Below are 18,177 nucleotides of genomic sequence, written 5' to 3'. Positions count from 1 at the left end.
CGTCCGCGGCCGACACCTTCGACGCCTACACCTTCGAGGCCGACACCTTCGAGGCCGACACCGGCCCGGCCGTGGCCGGCCCTGGGGGGCGCGGGAGGCTTGGGGCGCACAGCGTCCCCGGGGCCGGGCTCGGCCTCGCTCTCGGGGACAGCCCCGGCCCCGGCCCCGAGAACGAGGCCGTCGCGCTGCTCGTGCGGCTCGGTGCCCTGCGGGATCGTGTCGGCGCGCGGGTCGACCAGCGCCCCGCCGTCGACCCGACGGCCGCCGACCCGCTGCGCGGCCTGTACCTCTCCGAGGAGGCGGTACGTCACCTGCTCGTGCCGGTCCCGTCGGCGGCGCACCCGCCGCGACACCGGCCCCGGCCGACTCGTTCACCGTCCCCGGAGGCGCCGCCCCCGCTCCCGCCGCGGCGCCGGCCGCCGCCGACTCGCTCACCGTCCTCGCCGCGCGTCTGCGGCTCACCGAACTCGACGCCGCGATCCTCCTCATCGCGCTCGCGCCCGATCTGGACCGGGATTTCGAGCCGCTCTACGGGTACCTCAACGACGACGTGAGCAGGCGGCGGGCCACCGTGGGGCTCGCCCTCGAACTGTGCGGGGCGCCCGCGCACCGGGCCGCGGCCCGGGCCCGCTTCCACTCCTCGGCCCCGCTGCGCGCGTACGGCCTGCTGGACGTCGAGGAGCCCGAACGGCCTTTCCTCTCCCGCACGTTGCGCGTGCCGGACCGGCTGCTCGCGCATCTGCTCGGCGACGACACCCCGGACTCGGCCCTGCACGGACACCTGTGTCCGCTGCCCCCGCCGCTGCCGGCCGACGACGAGGACTTCGTCCGACGGCTGGCGCACCGGATGCGGGACGGCGGCCCGCTCGTCGTCTACCTGCGTGAACACCGGGAGGGCGACGGCCTGGCCGCGATCACCTCGGCCCTGCTCGCCGCCGGGATCGGTGGCCTCCGCTTCACCGGACCCGACGACCGGGTGCGCGGACTGCTGCGCGAGGCGCGCCTGGGCGGCCGGGCGGTCGTACTGTCCGGGCTGCCGGACCGGCCCGAGCCGCTGTTCGGGGCGCTGGCCGAGGCGACGGACGTCACCGTCCTCCTCACGGACCCGCGCCCCTACGACCCGCACTGGTCCACCCACGACCCGCTCGTGCTGGAGGCTCCGCGCCGCCGGGCGGGCGGGACGGCCGCCTGGGCGGCCGCACTGGACTCCGCCGGCACCCCCGCGACCTCCCCCGGCTTCGACCTCGCCGCCGTCGTCGCCCCCTACCGCCTCGGCGGCGAGCGGGTCGCGCGGGCCGCGCGGGCCGCCTCCGTCCTGGCCGCCTTCGACGGCGGGCCGCTCACCGCCGACCATGTGCGGCTGGCCGCCCGGCAGCAGTCGGCGTCCGGACTCGAACGGCATGCGCGGCGGATCCGGCCGGACGTCGGGTGGGAGGATCTCGTGCTGCCCGAGCGGCCGTTGACCCAGCTGCGCGAACTCGCCCTGCGTGCCCGGCACCGCGACCGGGTCCTGGGCGACTGGCGGCTCAGCGCCGGCGGCGGGCGCGGCCGAGGAGTGCTCGGACTGTTCGCGGGGGAGTCCGGCACCGGCAAGACGCTGTCCGCCGAGGTCGTCGCCGCCGAACTCGGCCTCGACATGTACGTCGTCCAGCTGTCCTCGGTCGTCGACAAGTACGTCGGCGAGACCGAGAAGAACCTGGAGCGCATCTTCTCCGAGGCCGACCGCACCGACGCCGTGCTGCTCTTCGACGAGGCCGACGCCGTCTTCGGGAAGCGGTCGGAGGTGAAGGACGCGCACGACAAGTACGCCAACATGGAGAGCGCCTACCTGCTCCAGCGGCTGGAGTCCTTCGACGGCATCGCGCTGCTCACCACCAACCTGCGCGCCAACATCGACGAGGCGTTCACCCGGCGCCTCGACCTGGTGGTCGACTTCCCGTTCCCGGACGCCGGGCAGCGGCTCGCGCTGTGGTGGCACGGGTTGCGTCATGTGCCGTGCGCCGCCGGCGTCGACCCCGGGCCGCTCGCCAAGGACTTCGAGCTGGCCGGCGGTTCGATCCGCAGCGCGGTCGTCACCGCCGCCTACCTCGCCGCCGGACGCGACGAACCGGTCGGCGACGGCGACCTGTTGGAGGGGGCCCGCCGCGAGTACCGCAAGGCGGGCCGCCTGGTCCCGGGCGAAGCCAACTGGTAGGCGTCGCCCGGCACCAGGCGTTTCCTCGCCGTGCCTACTCGGCGCGCCACTTCTGGTTGGGCGTCCCCGAGCACGTCCACAGCTGGAGCTTGGTGCCGTTGCCGGTGCCGTTGTCCTTCGCGTCGACGCACTTGTCGGCCTGCGGGTTGACCAGGTCGCCGTCCTGGCTGAGCACCCACTGCTGGGCGGGGTTGCCGGAGCAGTTCGCCACCTGGATGACCGCGCCGTCGTCCTTCGACCCCCAGGCGACGTCCATGCACAGACCGAGCGCGCGCACCGTGCCGTCGCTCTTGAACACCCACTTCTGATTGGCCGAGCCGGCGCAGTCCCACAGCTGGAGCGGGGTGCCGTCCTTGCCCTTGCCGTTCTTGGCGCCGGTGATGTCGACGCACCGGTTCGAGGCCTTACCGATGATCACCGCGCCGGGTACCGGAGCCGTCGTCTTCGAGCTGCCCGAACCGCCGGACCCGCTGCCACTGCCGCTGCCGCCGCCCGATGCCGGGGCACCGCCGGACCCGGAACCGCCGCTGCCGTCCTCCTGCTTCGCCGGGGCGGAGGAGGTCTGCTGCTCGGGCAGCGGTGCGGCGGAGGCGTCCACCTTCGGCGCGGACGGCGCGGAGACGGACGGGCTGGGCAGCGCGGTGCTGCCGGCCTCCGCGAGCTTCTCGCTCGCGCTGGTGGTGATGTGCGGCTTGTGCGCCAGCCAGATCATCACGAACGCGATGCCCAGGGCCAGCGTGAGGCTGAGCGCCGTCGCCAGCCAGCGCGGCAGGAACCCGCGCTGCACGAAAGTGCCGTCCACCGACAGCGGCACCGCGCCCGACCGCTGCACGCTCACCGCGTACGGCCGCTGCTCCTTCGAGCCGAACCAGATGATCTGCCGGGGGCGCAGCGTCGTGTCCACGAACACCGCCCGCCCCGGCTCGATCTGCACACTGCCCGGCCGGAACTCGTACCCGAGGTGGTCGCCCATGTCGGTGCCCGCGACGGACGCCGTCACGCGCGTGTTGCCGAGGTTGTCGATCGCGAGGCGCGGCCGGCCGCGGAACCGGCCCTTCACGGTCGGCGGGACCAGTTCCGCGCGGACCTCGGTGAAGGGCGTGATCGTCAGGTTCCCCTCGGGGACGGTCACCGCCTCCGGATGCTCGGTCGGCGTGATGCGTACGGCGTAGGGGTTGGGGCCGGCCGTCGCGTCCGGGGTGCGCGGCGGGGCGAAGGTCAGCTCGACCGTGCCCGTCGTCCCGGGGTACAACCGCAGCGTCTGCGGCTCCACCGTCGTCCACGGCGCGATCGCGCCGACCGGCTCGAAGCGGTACTCGTCGACGACGTCACCGGTGTTGCGCACCCGCAGCCGTACGGTCGTAGCACCGCCGGGGTCCACGGTCGCAGCGGCCGGTTCCAGGGAAGTCCACAGAGTCACACCTGTCGACGCTATGAGCGGGGCGCGCGGCCGTCAGGAGGCCGTGGGGCACGACCGCTGCCCGAAAGGGCCGAGCGGCCGTGCCCTTCACACGATTTTCGGACCCTGCGTCAGACCGTGAGGCGGACGGCTTCCAGTTGGAGCTTCTGATCCATCGGGCTGCCGGCGTACATCCACTTGCCCGCCGGGGTGCAGCCCATCGCCAGCCACCCCGTGTTCTTGATGTGCGTGCTCTGGCAGACGGAGCCGTCCGTCACCTCGATGGTGAACCCCTCCATCGGCGAGAGCGCCTCCTTGGTGCTGCCGATGTACATGTCGACGCCGTCGGCCGCATGCGACCACTTGGCCCCCGTGGGCCAGCCCTCGACCACGTGCGCGCCGTTGCCCGCGACGCCCTTCGTGCCGGACACGGCGATGTTGAGCGCCTTGATGGGGATGCCCTTGCCGGTCGTGCCCGCGATCGCGCCGTCGCAGACCGGGTCCTGCCAGCCGTTGTCCGCCACATAGGCGCGGTAGCAGATGTGCCGCCCGTCGCTGCGCGCCGCCAGCTTCGCCACGGCGACGGCCGCGGTCTCCTGCTTGGGCTTCGCGGGCGCCTTCGACTCGCTCCCGCCGCCACCACCACCGCCACCGCCACCGCCACCACCGCCGCCACCAGCGGCGGCGGTAGGAGTGGTGGCCGGGGCCGCGGGTACGACGGCGGCCGTCGGGGTGGGCACCAGGGGCGGGGCGCTGGGCGCCGCCGAGGGGCTGGGCGCCAGGGTGCTGACGCCGGCCTCCGCGAGCTTCTCGTTGGCGCTGGTCATGACCCGGGGCTTGTACGCGAGCCAGATCATCACGAACGCGATGCCCAGGGCGAGCGTGAGGCTGAGCGCCGTCGCCAGCCAGCGCGGCAGGAACCCGCGCTGCACGAAGGTGCCCTCCACGTCCAGCGGGTGCGCGCCCGACCGGCGCACCGCCAGGCTGTACCGCTGCTCCTCCTTCGAGCCGAACCAGATGATCTGGCGCGGGCGCAGCGTCGTGTTCACGAACACCGCCCGCCCCGGTTCGATCTGGACGTTGCCCGGCTGGAGTTCGTACGACAGCCGGTCACCGGTGTCGCTGCCGCTGAGCGAGGCGGTGACCTTGGTGTTGCCGAGGTTGTCGATCGCGAGGCGCGGCCGGCCGCGGAACCGGCCCTTCACGGTCGGCGGGACCAGTTCCGCGCGGACCTCGGTGAAGGGCGTGATCGTCAGGTTCCCCTCGGGGACCGTCACCGCCTCCGGATGCTCGGTCGGCGTGATGCGTACGGCGTAGGGGTTGGGGCCGGCCGTCGCGTCCGGGGTGCGCGGCGGGGCGAAGGTCAGCTCGACCGTGCCCGTCGTCCCGGGGTACAACCGCAGCGTCTGCGGCTCCACCGTCGTCCACGGCGCGATCGCGCCCACCGGCTCGAAGCGGTACTCGTCGACGACGTCACCGGTGTTGCGCACCCGCAGCCGTACGGTCGCCCGGCTGCCGGGGTCCACGGTGACGGACGTCGGCTCAAGAGATGTCCACAGGCTCACGCACCGACGTTACGGGGAGGTCGGCGGCCGGGGTCAGAGGCGAGGGGGCAGGGTGTGTGCCCCGCCGGGCCCCGGCCGGCTGCCCGAGCGGACCGCGCGGCCGTGCCTCGCCCCCCGGGTCCGGTCCCGTGCCCCCGGCCGGGACACCGCCGGGCCGGTACCGACGAGGGCGCACCGGCCGGACGGGGGGACGGTGCGGGCCCGTCCCGGCGGCCCGCACTGCCCCCGAGGGCAGGAGCCGTGCCCCGAACCGTGCACCGGAAGCCGTTTCGACGGACGCGCTTCGCGCGTGACGGTGAAAGACGTCCTGACGCGTACCCCGAGGAGAGCACAGCATGCCGTCCTACCTGTCGCCCGGCGTATACGTCGAGGAGGTGGCCAGCGGCTCCCGCCCGATCGAGGGGGTGGGCACCTCGGTGGCGGCCTTCGTCGGGCTCGCCCCGACCGGCCCACTCAACGAGCCGACCCTGGTGACCAACTGGACCCAGTACGTGGCCGCGTTCGGTGACTTCACCGACGGCTACTACCTGGCACACTCCGTCTACGGGTTCTTCAACAACGGCGGCTCGGCGGCGTACGTCGTCCGCGTCGGCGGTTCCGCGGCCGGTGCCGCCGGGGACGACCGGTCGCCCGCCGCGGTGACCGGTTCCGGTGCCGCGCCCGCCGCCCTGCCGGCCGGTGAGCCGAAGCAGCTCGGCACGTTCACGGTGACGGCCGTGGCGCCGGGCGAGAGCGGCGGCCCGCTGAGCGTCGAGGTAGCGGACGCGGAGGGCGAAGGCCCTGCCGAGCGCTTCAAGCTGATCGTCAAGGACGGCGACAAGGCCGTCGAGACGTTCGACGTGTCGGCGAAGAAGGGCAACCGCTCCTACGTCGTCACCCAGGTCAAGGAGCGCTCCAAGCTCATCACCGTGGCCGAGGCCGCGCCCGCCGCGCAGCTCGCCCGCCCCGACAACCAGACGGTCGCGCTGGCCACCCCGCCCGCCGGGGCGCCGGCCGGCGCCACCGGTGCGGTCGAGGCCGCGCAGCCCGTCGGCCCCGCGCAGTACCTGGGCGACAGCTCGGACCGCACCGGCTTCGGCGGCCTGGAGGCCGTCGACGAGGTGTCCATGGTCGCGGTGCCCGACCTGATGGCCGCCTACCAGCGCGGCGCGATCGACCTGGAGTCCGTCAAGGCCGTCCAGCTGGGTCTGATCGCACACTGCGAGCTGATGGGCGACCGCGTCGCCATCATCGACCCGCCGCCCGGCCTCAACGCCCGTCAGATCCGCGTCTGGCGCCAGGAGACGGCCGGTTACGACTCCAAGTACGCGGCGCTGTACTACCCGTGGATCAAGGCCTTCGACCCGGCCGCGGGCAAGGCCCGGCTGATCCCGCCGAGCGGTCACGTGGCCGGTGTGTGGGCCCGCAACGACTCCGAGCGCGGTGTCCACAAGGCCCCCGCGAACGAGGTCGTGCGCGGCGCGGTGGACCTGGAGATCCAGATCACGCGCGGTGAGCAGGACCTGCTCAACCCGATCGGCGTGAACTGCATCCGGGCGTTCCCGGGCCGGGGCATCCGCATCTGGGGCGCCCGCACCCTCTCCTCCGACCCGGCCTGGCGCTACCTGAACGTCCGCCGGTACTTCAACTACCTGGAGGAGTCGATCCTGATCGGCACCCAGTGGGTGGTGTTCGAGCCGAACGACCACGCCCTGTGGGCCCGGATCCGGCGCAACGTCTCGGCGTTCCTCGTGAACGAGTGGCGCGCGGGCGCGCTGTTCGGCGCCCGCCCCGAGGAGGCGTACTACGTCAAGTGTGACGAGGAGTCCAACCCTCCGGAGTCGGTCGACCTCGGCCGTGTGATCTGCGAGATCGGCATCGCACCGGTCAAGCCCGCCGAATTCGTGATCTTCCGGCTGGCCCAGTTCTCCAGCGGCAACGGGGAGCTGGAGGAGTAGGCGGGGCGCAGGCCCCTCCGCTCCACCCCCGTACCGCCCTCCGCACCACACCTAGAAGGAAAGCCAGATGAGTCTCCAGCCGGGTGACGCCCTAACTTCACACAATTTCGGCCTCCAGATCGACGGCGTGATGGTCGAGTACCTCGCCGAGGTCAGCGGCCTCAGCCTCGAACAGGACGTCATCGAGTACCAGCAGGTCTCCGCGCAGGGCAAGCCCGTCACCAAGAAGCTGCCCGGCGTGAAGAAGGCGGGCACCTGCACGGTCGTGCGCGGCATGACCCAGTCCGCGGCGTTCAACCAGTGGATCACCGAGTCGATCAACGGCGTGATGGGCACCGCCCGCAAGAACGCCACGATCATGGTGATGGACTACCAGAACAACCCGGTCAAGCGGTACAACATGCGCAACGCCTGGTGCAGCAAGATCGACACCAGCTCGGTGAAGGCCGGCGAGGCCTCCGCGCTGACCGAGACCGTGACGATCACGTTCGAAGAACTGGTCATCGAGTAATGCGGCGCACGGCTGTCCGGGCGGCGGCGGCGAGCGGGGAGCCGCAGGAGGCGCTCCCGGCCACCGCCGTGCCCGAATCCACGTCCGGAACCGGGACCGGGTCCGCGTCCGCGTTCTCCGCGCCGGGTGCGGCTGCCGCCCCGGCTCCGGCGGCGTACCGGCTCCAGACGGAGTTCCCCTTCGAGCTGCCGCGCGGTTACGTCGACGACGCGGGCACGGTCCACCGCGACGGCGTGATGCGGCTGGCGACGGCGCGGGACGAACTCGTCCCGCTCCGGGACATCCGCGTCCAGGAGAACCCGGCGTACCTGTCGGTGGTGCTGCTGGGCCGGGTCATCACCCGGCTCGGCAGCCTCCCCCTGGTCCACGACGGCGTCGTGGAGAACATGTTCGCCTCCGACCTGGCGTTCCTCCAGGACTTCTACCGCCAGGTCAACGCCGAGGGGCACACCCGCGCCTCGGTGCAGTGCCCCCACTGCTCGGAGCCCTTCGAGGTGGAACTCGGCGGGAGCCGCCTGGGGGAATCGTGACGTACGCGACCGACCGGCTGCACGAGGAGATCGCGTACGTCGCCTACCACTTCCACTGGGGCCAGGACGAGATCCTGGACCTGGAACACCACGACCGGCGCCGTTACGCCGACCAGATCGCTTCCCTGGTGACCCGGGGCGGGGCGGAGGGCTGAGCCATGGGGTTCATGGAACGGTTGCGGGGCCGACGCGGGGACGAAGGCGGGCGCGGGGGTGGCGCGGGTGCGTCGCCGGACGGGTCGTCGGCCGTCGGGTCGTCGGCCGTCGGGTCGTCGGCCGTCGGCCCTGGTGGTACGTCGTCCGCGGGCGCCGGCGGTTCGGCTCAGGTTCCGGCGAGTGGCGCCGGTGCGGCGCCCCGCGTCGTCACGGCCGCCTGGCCGACGCTTCCGCCCATCCAGCGTGCGGCGGCCGGGGGGACCTCGGGTGTCGCGGACGCCGGATTCGGCGGCCGGCTGGCCACCTGGCAGAACCCCTCCTTCACCGGTACGGGCTTCCGCGCGGTGCTGGACGCGGCGCCGGGCGGCTCGATGAGCAGCCTGCGGGCGGCTCCGCCCTCCGCGGAACCGGAGCGGGCGGTCGCGCCGCCCCGGCCGACACCCCTTCAACGAGCCGTACCCACGTCCCCGGCGACCGGTCCTCGTCCGGCTGCTGCGGCTGCTCCGGGTGCGGCTGCTTCGGGTGCGGCTGCGCCGGGTGCGGCTGCTTCGGGTGCGGCTGCTTCGGGTTCGGTTGGGCCGGGTGCCGCGCCGCTGCCGTCCGGGCCCGCCACCGCCGCGTACCCGACGCCTTCCGCGACAGCGGCGGCTCCGGTTCCGCCGGTCGCGTCCCCGGTGCCCGTGGTGCCGTCGCGACCGACGCAGCCGTCCACTCCCGCTGCCGCCCAACGGTCACGGGGCATCCGGGTGTCCCCGGCGAACCCGGTCCCGTCAACGGGTCCGGCCCCGTTGACGCGGTCCATGGCGGCGCCGGTACAGCGACGCAGCCTGCCTGCCCGGCCGGCGTCCCCGGCCACCTCTGCGACCCCGGCTCCGTCGCCGTCTGCCGGGAGCGGTTCCGCCCAGGGCTCCGGCCGGGGTACCGGCACCGACGGCGCAAGCCCGGCGACCGGCAAGGAACCCGCTCCCGGCCCGCGACGGGCCCCGACCGCCGCCGGGAGTTCCACGGTGGCCACGAGCACGAGTACGAGTACGAGTACGAGCACGACGACCGGCGCCGACTCCGCTGTTGGGACGGCCCGTACGGCTTCCCACCCACCTGTCGGACTCCAGCGAGCGGTGCCCCGGCACGAGGGCTCGGCGGCCGGCGGCGACCCGGTACGAGTACAGCGAGCGGTACCTGGCACGGGTGAGGTCGGTACGACTCCCGGCCCGTCGGCGGTGGGCGGCGCCACGCCCGCCGTGCCCGCCGTGCCCGCCGTGCCGACCGGTTCAGCCCCGCCGTCGTCGGCGAAGTCACCGACGGTGTCGGGCGGTTCGGCGTCGGAAGGTGCGTCGGGGGTCGCGAGGACTCCGTCGGCCGCTCCCGCCGGTTCCCCTGCGCCGGGCGCCGGGCACAGCGTGCAGCGTGCCGTTCCGGCGCGTACGGCACCTTCCTCCTCACCCGGTGGGACACCCGGGGGCACGGGCACGCGGACCCCGGGCAGCGGTCCCGCCGTTCCCCGGCCGGGCGCGGGCCAGGGGCGTCCCGGCGGAGCTGCGGGTGACGTGTCGCCCACACCCACCCACGGTCCACCCGCCGCGACCACCCCGCGCTCCGAAGGGGCCACGCCGGTCCCCGTGAGCAGACGCCTCGCCCCCCGCACAAGCTCCACTTCCAGCGCCGACAGCCCCAACGGGCCGTCGGCCGAACGCAGTTCCGGCTCCGGTTCCGGCAGCATCCCGATCTCCCCTTCCGGTTCCGGCTCCGCCCGCATCCCGGGCTCCCCTTCCGGCTCCGGTTCTGCGACGGCCCATGGCTCCGGCTCCGCCTCCGTCCCGAGCGCCGGCCCCGGTTCGCCCACTCGGCCCGGATCGGCTTCCGGTGGTGGCGGTCGTACGTCGTCCCCCAGCGTGCAACGGGCGGCAACTACGCCGGGTCCGGCCTCGGGCCCCGGCTCGTCCTCGATCAGTGGTGGCCCCGCGTCGATCCCCGACGTGCGGCGGGCGGCCGCAGCCCCGACTTCGGGCGCCGGTGCCGGTGCCGGTGCCGCCTCGGTGCCGGGCCCCACCGCGGGCTCCGGTGATGGTGGCAGCGCACCGGCCCTGCCCGTGCAACGAGCGGCGACGTCACCGTCCTCGGGCCCGGCACCCGGCCCCGCCCCGTCCTCAACTGCTGGTGGCCGTACGTCCGCCCCCGGAGTCCAGCGCGCGGCGACCACCCCGCCCTCGGACCCCGGCTTCACCTCGGGCGCAGCCCCGACGCCGAGGCCGAACTCGACGCAGGGCCCGGACCCGATCCCGGTCCCGCCCACCGGCGCTCGTACGCCGTCCACCGACGTGCAACGTGCGGTGGCCGCCCCCGTTTCGGTCACCCCGCCGGCGCACCCCGCCCCGGGTACCGCCCGCCCTGTGAGCGGCGCAGGCGGTCCGGCGCCGAGCGGTTCGGTGCCCAGTGCTTCGGTGCCGAGCGGTTCGGTGCCCATCGGTCCGGTGCCCAGTGGTTCGGTGCCGACAGGCGCAGGCCCGGCGCTCCCGTCGCGGCCCGTCGCCAACTCCCCGGCGTCCGACCCTGGTTCGGTGGCCCCTCGCGCGCCCAGGACCACGTCCCCGGTCGCGCCCGCACCCGCTTCCGCTTCCGCTTCCGCTTCCGCGACGAGCGTCCAGCGGGCCCCCTCCGGTACGGCCGCCGCCCCGCGTCGCGTGGGCCTCGGGGCCCCCACGAAGAACCCTCCCCCGGGTCGATCGCATCCGACGACACCGTCGAACGCGTCCTCGGTGGGTCCGACGGCTCCCGCACCCGGCACCACCGCCACCCCGGCGTCCCGCACGACACCGGCCCCCACGACACCGGTCCCCGCGACACCGGCCCCCGTCGGTGCGCTCCCCGCCGCCGCGGCCGCCCACGGCGCCCCGGGTGCGCGGACCGAACCGCTGCCCGCCCTTCAGCGTGCCACTCCCCTGGGCGCCCCGGTCCAGCGTGCCGCCCTGCCGGTCGCCGCCACCGGGCAGCCCTCGCGCCCCGCGTCCGCCCGCCCGGCGCTGGGCGCCCCCCTCTCCTCCCGCCCCGCCGACGCCACGCCCCTCGACGCGCCGAGCGGCATCCCGCTCGCGCCACCGAGCCCCGCCCCCCGTACGACGGCGGGCCCCGGAGCCGTCACCGCCGCCTCCTCGGGGCGCCCTCCGCTCCCGTCTCCCGCGGTACAACGCAGCACCGCGACACCCGGCGCTCCCGCACTCCCGGTCCCCACCCCCGCGTCCGCGTCCGGCCACAGCACCGGCACCGCCACCGGCACGCCCGCACACGGTCCGGCGGCCCCGCTGCCGCACAGCCTCACCGCCGCCCCCGTAAGCTCCGGCTTCGTCCCGCGCACGGTCCGCCCCACCACGACGACCGGAGCCGGGCACCCTCTGCGCCCCGTCTCCCTCGCCGGCGGGCCCCCGGTGTCCCCGTCGTCCGGGAGCACCCCGTCCGCCGTGCAGCGCAGCGCGGTCAAGGCCCCCGTGCCATTGCGCCGGACGGCTCCCGGCGTGCCCGGCACGGCCGCGGGCCGACCCGTGGCCCGCCCCTACCCGACGCCAACCTCCGCCTCCGCCCCCGCCCCCGACCTCGGTCCTGCGCCGGCTCCCGGTGCTGCGCCCGCGTCCGCAGCCCCGTCGGTCCCGGGCGGGCTCGTCTCCCCGTACCATCCGACCACCTCCGTGCCCCCCGTCGTCCAGCGACGGCCGCTGTCCGCCCCGGTGTCGGCGGCCACCGGCCCCGTACGTCCCGCGATCCCGACCGCACCGTCGGCCCAGGGGTCGCCGGTCCCGCTCCCGGTCCCGGCGGTCGCCGCGCGGCCGCTGCCCGCACCGCCCGTGCCCCCCACTCCCGTGGTCCAGCGGCGCGCCGCCCCACCGCCTCCCGCACCGCCGAAGACGCCCCGTGCCGCCGCCGGTCCGCTCCCCGACGCCCCGCTCGGCGCCGACCGGGGTGCGACGGACCCGGTTCCCGCGAAGGCGCAGCCCGGCTTCGATCCCCGCGCGCTCACCGACTTCCAGCTCGACGAGCTGACGCACCGCCTGACCGGCCGCATCACCCGTCTGCTGCGCACCGAACTGCGGCTCGACCGCGAGCGCGTCGGCAGACTCCGCGACCCCCGCCACTGACCCCTGACCCCTGACCCCACAGTCCTGACCCCACAGTCCTGACCCCAGAGCCCTGCCCCCAGGCCACTGGCCGCCCCCGCCGCCCCTCTCCCAGAAAGGCCAGGCTCCCGATGCCGTCCGATCTCGACCCCGGCTCAACCATCTTCTTCACCCTGACCATCGACGGCGAGAGCCTCGGCTACTTCAACGGGTGTGAGGGGCTCTCGTCCCAGGTGGAGATCGAGCACCGCCAGGAGGGCGGCAACAACGGCTTCGTCTGGCAGCTGCCCTCCCGGGTCACGTTCTCCACGATCCGGCTGACCCGTCCTCTCACCCCGGACACCACCAAGGTCGCCAAGTGGATCTCCTCGGTCACCACGGGCGTGACCCGGCCGACCGCGCAGATCGCGGCGCTGCGCGCGGACGGTTCGGAGGTCGCCCGGTGGGGCCTCATCGACGTGCTGCCGGTCAGCTGGCAGGGGCCGTCCCTCAGCCCGGACAGCCCGGGTGTGGCCACGGAGGTCCTGGAGATCACCCACCACGGCTTCACGGACTGACCGGACAGGACCTCGGCAGCCCAGGACCTGAGCGGCGGGACGCGATCAACAGGCCTGAGCAGCACGACGCGAACAGCAGGACCAGAGCAGCAGGACCAGGACCAGGACTAGGCAGGGAGTACAAGCCATGGCCAAGGGAAGCAAAGGCGGCGCCGGCAAGAGCCTGGTCCGTGCCACCCTCGCGATCCACGAGCCGCCGGTGGGCACGAGCACGACCCCCGGCGGGCTGATCAAGTCCTTCGGGTTCGACTTCAACCCGTCACAGCTCCAGCTCGGCCGCCGGGCCCAGTGGAAGGTCACCCCCACGGCGGCCGTCCGGGACGGCTCGGTACCGGAGTTCATGGGCCCGGAGCCCCGCGAGATGACCGTCGAGATCTTCCTCGACACCTCGGACCAGCCCGGCAGCAACTCCGTGCTGAAGAAGGTCGAGTCGCTGCTGGAGTGCTGCGAGGTCACCACCAAGAGCATCGCCGCCAAGCAGCCCTCGCCGCCGTGGGTGGTGTTCCAGTGGGGCTCGTTCTCCACGGCCCGCTTCACCGCCTACGTCAGCAGCATCGACGTCACGTACTCCCTCTTCGGCACCACCGGCGTCCCGATCCGGGCCACCTGCCAGGTGCGTCTGCACGAGATCCCCAGCAAGACCAAGGGCCAGAACCCGACCTCCGGCGCCCTCACCGCGCAGCGCGTGCACCGGGTCGTCGCCGGGGACTCCCTCCAGTCCCTGGCCTGGCGCGAGTACGGCGACGCCGCCGCCTGGCGGTCCATCGCCGAGGTCAACGGCATCGACGACCCCTCCCGGCTGCCGACCGGCATCGAGCTGGTCCTGCCGGCCGCCGAGGAGGTGCGCCACTAGTGGTCCAGTCCGCGTTCTCCAGCGTCATCCAGGTCACCCTGGGCGGCGACCCCCTGCCCGCCACCGTCGCCCCGCTCCTCGTCGAGGGCTGGGTCGACCAGGGCCTCGGCGTGCCGGCCGCCTTCCGGCTCACCTTCCGCGACCCCTACCACCAGGTCCTCGGCAAGCTGCGCGTGAAGTTCGGCACGCCTGTGGTCCTGGCCCCGATCGCCGACGGCAAGGGCGCCGCCGATCCGCTCCTGACCGGCGAGGTGTGCGGCCTGGAGGTCGACTACGACGGCACCGGCACCTTCACCGTCATCCGCGGCTACGACTTCGGCCACCGTCTGATGCGCCAGCGCCGCGTCGCCGCGTACCGCAACCAGAGCGCCTCCGACATCGCCCGCAAGCTGGCCGCCCAGGCCGGCGTTCCGGTCGGGAAGATCCAGTCCACGAAGACCGTCTACGAGTTCATCAGCCAGGCCAACGTCACCGACTGGGACTTCCTCGCCCGGCTGGCCGACGAGAACGAGATGGTCATGTCCGTCGACGCCAAGGGCAAGTTCCAGTTCGTCAAGCCGGACCCGGCGTCCGGCGCGCCGCCCACCTCCACCCCCGGCGACAAGAGCCCCTTCGTCCTCGAGGCCGGCACCGACATCCTCCGGCTGCGCGCCGCCGTCACCGCCGCCGAGCAGGTCGGAACCGTCGAGGCGCGCGGCTGGGACGTGACGACCAAGAAGGCGCTCACCGCGACCGCGCCCGCCAAGACCAACCCCGGCATCAGCATCGGCACCACCCCCGGTGAGGCCGCCGCCAAGTTCAAGCCGGCCAAGCTGGTGGACGCGCAGACGCCGTACGACCGGCAGTCGGAGGTGAAGTTCGCCGCGGAAGCGCTCGCCGACGACGTCACGGGCTCCTTCGCCGAGCTCGAGGTCATCGCGCGCGGCACCCCGAAGCTCCGCCCCGGCCTGCCCGTCACCCTCGCCGACGTGGGCGCTCCCTTCGAGGGCAAGTACACCGCCACCTCCGTACGGCACGTCTTCGGCGACGGCAAGCACTACGAGGCCTGGGTCACGGTCAGCGGGCGCCAGTGGCGGTCCCTGTACGGGCTCACCTCCGGCGGCGGCGGCACCAACGGCCTGAACCTCCCCGGCACCGCCAATGCCCTGGTCACCGACGTGGGGGACCCGCTCAGGCAGGGACGCGTCAAGCTCCAGTTCCCCTGGCTCGACGACGCCTACGTCAGCGACTGGACGCGCGTGGTGCAGTGGGGCGGCAAGCGCGGCGGCTCGATCTTCCCCCTCGACGTCGGCGACGAGGTGCTGGTCGGCTTCGACCGGGGCGCCCTGGACCACCCGTACGTCATCGGCGGCCTCTACAACGGCAGGGACAAGCCGACCCCGGTCAAGGACGTGCCCCTGCACGACGGCGCCCGGCAGCGCGCCTCCCGGCACACCCTGTCCGACCGCGAAGGCAACCGGGTGGACCTGCTCAGCCAGCGCGTCGGCGGCAAACAGGGCGTGCGGCTGACGAGCGGCGACGACAAGCTCGTCATCAATCTGGACCGGGCGCAGACCGAGATCACCGTCGACAGCAAGGGCACCGTCAGCATCACGGGCAGCCGCTCGGTGTCCGTCAAGGCGGGCACCGACCTCACCCTCACCGCGGGCCGCAACATCGCCATCCGAAGCGGCGGCTCCATCACCCTGCGGGGCAACCTGGTCAACATCAGGTCGATGACGGGCATGGTGTCGGTGGACGCGGCGGGCCTGCTCAACCTCAAGGCGGGCGGCGCCGCCACGTTCAGCGCGGGCGCCGCCGTCCAGATCAACTCCACCGCCAACGTGGGCATCCGGGCCGCGACCCTCATGCTCCAGGGCGTGGTCATGGTCAACGCCAAGCCGTACCCGCTGCCGTGACGCGCAGACCGCACGCCGTGAGAATCAGGAAAAGGCAGGTGGCCCTCTGATGGCCGAGCAATTCGTCGGATCGGGCTGGGCGTTCCCCCTCCGTATCGGCCCCACCGGGGGCATCGCCCTGGTCAGCGGGGAGCGCGAGATCGAGGAGGCCATCCGGCTGATCCTCGCCACCTCGCCGGGCGAACGTCCCATGCGCCCAGAGTACGGCTGCGCCATCCACGACCTGGTCTTCGCCCCGGTCAACGAGGCGACCGCCGGGCGCATCCAGCACGAGGTGTACACCAGCCTGGACCGCTGGGAGCCGCGCATCGAGGTCACCGACGTCGAGGTCACCGCCGGCGCCGAACAGGGCGTGCTCTTCATCGACGTCCGCTACGCGATCCGCGGCACCAACAATCCGCGCAGTCTCGTCTTCCCCTTCTACGTCATTCCGTCCCATGACGAGCCGGGTCTTCCCGGCCCGTCCGGCACGGCTTCCGAAAGCGACCGCTGATGGCCCTGCCCTCCCCGAACCTGGACGACCGCCGCTTCCAGCAGTTCGTCGACGACGCCAAGCGCTACATCCAGCAGCGCGCACCGGAATGGACCGACCACAACGTCTCCGACCCGGGCGTGACGCTCGTCGAGACGGTCGCCCACATGGCAGACCAGATCGTCTACCGCCTCAACCGCGTCCCCGACAAGAACCACCTTGCCTTCCTGGACCTGGTCGGCATCCGGCTCTTCCCGCCGTCGGCCGCCCGCACGGAGGTGACCTTCTGGCTGTCCGCGCCGCAGGACGAGCCGGTCCTCCTGCCGGTGGGCACCGAGGTGGCGACGGTCCGCACGGAGAGCGAGGAAGCGGTCGTCTTCGCCACGGAGCGCGAACTCGACGTCGTGCCCAGCCGGTTGCGCCACCTGGTCGTGCAGCACCGGGGCGAGCCGGTCACCGACCGGACCAGCGACCTCACCGAGGGCAAGGACCTGCTCTGCTTCGCCGAGGCGCCGCAGCCCGGCGACTGCATGCTGTTCGGCCTGAGCGCGGCCGTCCCGCACTGCGCGGTGGTCCTGGAACTGGACAGCCGCGTCGACGGTGTCGGCGTCGACCCGCGCCAGCCCCCGCTCGTCTGGGAGGCGTGGACCGAGGACGGCTGGCAGGAGTGCGAGATCGACCGCGACGGCACCGGCGGGCTCAACCGCCCCGGCGAGGTCGTCCTGCACATCACCGGCGGCCACGTCCTGTCCCGCTCCGGCGGCCAGGAGGCCGGCTGGCTGCGCTGCCGGGTCACCGAGCCCCTGCCCGCCCAGCCCTTCTACACCACCTCCCCGACCGTGCGCTCCGCCGAGGTCTTCACGGTCGGCGGCACCGCCCCCGCCGTGCACGCCGAGACCGTCTACGACGAGGCCCTCGGCGAGTCCACGGGCCTGCCCGGCCAGCACGTCGGCCTCGCGCACGCGCCCGTGGTCGGCGACGACCCGCCGCTCCTGCTCCAGACCGCCGAGCACGAGGGCTGGATCGACTGGCAGGTAGTGCCGCACTTCGCCGCCTCCGGCCCCGACGACCGCCATGTCACCCTCGACGCGGCCACCGGCGAGATCGCCTTCGGCCCGTCCGTCCGCGAACCCGACGGCAGACTCCGCCAGTACGGCGCCGTCCCCGCCAAGGGCTCGGTCATCCGGGCCCGCCGCTACCGCACGGGCGGCGGCCGGGCCGGCAACGTGGCCCGGGGCGCGGTCCAGGTGCTGCGCACCTCCGTCCCGTACGTCTCGGAGGTCGTCAACCGGGAGGCCGCGCGCGGCGGGGTCGACGGCGAGACGGTGGAGGAGGCGAAGCTCCGCGCGCCGATCACCCTGCGTGCCCAGGAGCGGGCCGTGACCCTGCGCGACTACGAGGAACTGGCCCGCCGCGCCGCCCCCGAGACCGCCCGTATCACCTGTCTGGAGGGCGAACCTAACGAGCACGGCTCCTACGCCGTACGGGTGTTGGTGGTCCCGCAGGCCGTACCGGACCCCGGCGGACGGCTCCGCTTCGAGCAACTGGTGCCCGGCGACTCCCTGTTGGACCGCATCACCCGCCACCTCGACGAACGCCGCCTGATCGGCACCAGGCTGGCCGTCGGGCCGCCGTACTACCAGGGCGTGACGGTGGTGGCGACGGTCCACGCCTTCCGGGGCGTCGACACGGACCGCGTCCGCCGCCAGGCCCACGACGCCCTCTACCGCCATCTCGACCCGCTGACCGGCGGCGCGGACGGCAAGGGCTGGCCCTTCGGCCGTCCGGTGCAGTCCGGCGAGGTCTTCGCCGTCCTCCAGCGGGTCCCGGGCGTGGAACTGGTCGACCAGGTCACGCTGCATCCCGCCGACCCCCTGACGGGCAAGCGCGGCGAGGCGACCGACCGCATCGACCTGGCCGCCCCCGCCCTGGTGTTCTCCTACGACCACCGGGTGCGAGTGATCGGGGACGGCGCATGAGCATCGCGAACTCACTTAAG

Annotated in this window: 12 protein-coding genes and 1 pseudogene; 11 read left to right on the top strand and 2 right to left on the bottom strand. The window is 73.8% G+C overall.

The window, feature by feature from the left end:
* The first annotated feature begins 185 nt into the window (after window positions 1–185).
* Window positions 186–2,194: pseudogene (locus tag ACFWBB_RS16085) on the top strand (ATP-binding protein).
* 34 nt (window positions 2,195–2,228) lie between these two features.
* Here the strand turns inward: ACFWBB_RS16085 and ACFWBB_RS16080 are convergent.
* Both ACFWBB_RS16080 and ACFWBB_RS16075 read right to left on the bottom strand, forming a co-directional pair.
* Entirely contained in the window at window positions 2,229–3,614 is a 1,386-nt protein-coding gene (locus ACFWBB_RS16080; protein WP_385271692.1) for a ricin-type beta-trefoil lectin domain protein, read from the bottom strand.
* Between the two features lie 110 nt (window positions 3,615–3,724).
* Window positions 3,725–5,158: a hydrolase gene (locus ACFWBB_RS16075; RefSeq protein ID WP_385271689.1), complete on the bottom strand. Its 1,434-nt coding sequence runs from the start codon at window positions 5,156–5,158 to the stop codon at window positions 3,725–3,727.
* A 335-nt stretch (window positions 5,159–5,493) separates the two neighbouring features.
* Between ACFWBB_RS16075 and ACFWBB_RS16070 the strand changes: the two genes are divergently transcribed.
* The 10 genes from ACFWBB_RS16070 to ACFWBB_RS16025 all read left to right on the top strand — a co-directional run bounded on the left by ACFWBB_RS16070 (window position 5,494) and on the right by ACFWBB_RS16025 (window position 18,157).
* On the top strand, window positions 5,494–7,095 hold the full coding sequence (locus ACFWBB_RS16070) for a phage tail sheath family protein (protein WP_385271686.1): 1,602 nt from the start codon (window positions 5,494–5,496) through the stop codon (window positions 7,093–7,095).
* Between the two features lie 67 nt (window positions 7,096–7,162).
* Window positions 7,163–7,606, top strand: a complete 444-nt coding sequence (locus ACFWBB_RS16065) for a phage tail protein (RefSeq protein ID WP_020132887.1) — start codon at window positions 7,163–7,165, stop codon at window positions 7,604–7,606.
* On the top strand, window positions 7,606–8,136 hold the full coding sequence (locus ACFWBB_RS16060) for a hypothetical protein (protein WP_385271682.1): 531 nt from the start codon (window positions 7,606–7,608) through the stop codon (window positions 8,134–8,136). Before ACFWBB_RS16065 ends, ACFWBB_RS16060 begins: the two co-directional genes overlap by 1 nt.
* Window positions 8,133–8,291, top strand: a complete 159-nt coding sequence (locus ACFWBB_RS16055) for a DUF6760 family protein (RefSeq protein WP_020132885.1) — start codon at window positions 8,133–8,135, stop codon at window positions 8,289–8,291. The genes ACFWBB_RS16060 and ACFWBB_RS16055 overlap by 4 nt, the downstream gene beginning before the upstream one ends.
* 2,757 nt (window positions 8,292–11,048) lie before the next feature.
* On the top strand, window positions 11,049–12,419 hold the full coding sequence (locus tag ACFWBB_RS16050) for a hypothetical protein (RefSeq protein ID WP_385271678.1): 1,371 nt from the start codon (window positions 11,049–11,051) through the stop codon (window positions 12,417–12,419).
* Between the two features lie 110 nt (window positions 12,420–12,529).
* The gene (locus ACFWBB_RS16045) at window positions 12,530–12,955 is read left to right on the top strand and encodes a phage tail protein (protein ID WP_093780725.1); all 426 of its coding nucleotides are present in this window, start codon (window positions 12,530–12,532) and stop codon (window positions 12,953–12,955) included.
* Between the two features lie 127 nt (window positions 12,956–13,082).
* A complete protein-coding gene (locus tag ACFWBB_RS16040) occupies window positions 13,083–13,808 on the top strand; it encodes a peptidase M23 (RefSeq protein WP_385271674.1) in 726 nt (241 codons plus the stop codon).
* Window positions 13,808–15,706 carry a VgrG-related protein gene (locus ACFWBB_RS16035; protein WP_385271671.1) on the top strand — a complete coding sequence of 633 codons (1,899 nt, stop codon included), beginning with the start codon at window positions 13,808–13,810 and terminating at the stop codon, window positions 15,704–15,706. The genes ACFWBB_RS16040 and ACFWBB_RS16035 overlap by 1 nt, the downstream gene beginning before the upstream one ends.
* A 49-nt stretch (window positions 15,707–15,755) precedes the next feature.
* Window positions 15,756–16,199: a GPW/gp25 family protein gene (locus ACFWBB_RS16030; protein ID WP_385271668.1), complete on the top strand. Its 444-nt coding sequence runs from the start codon at window positions 15,756–15,758 to the stop codon at window positions 16,197–16,199.
* Window positions 16,199–18,157 carry a putative baseplate assembly protein gene (locus ACFWBB_RS16025; RefSeq protein ID WP_385271665.1) on the top strand — a complete coding sequence of 653 codons (1,959 nt, stop codon included), beginning with the start codon at window positions 16,199–16,201 and terminating at the stop codon, window positions 18,155–18,157. Before ACFWBB_RS16030 ends, ACFWBB_RS16025 begins: the two co-directional genes overlap by 1 nt.
* Window positions 18,158–18,177 lie beyond the last annotated feature (20 nt).

Source organism: Streptomyces sp. NPDC060000 (assembly GCF_042737375.1).
Lineage (GTDB): Bacteria > Actinomycetota > Actinomycetes > Streptomycetales > Streptomycetaceae > Streptomyces.
This window is presented reverse-complemented; position numbering and strand designations above follow the sequence as displayed.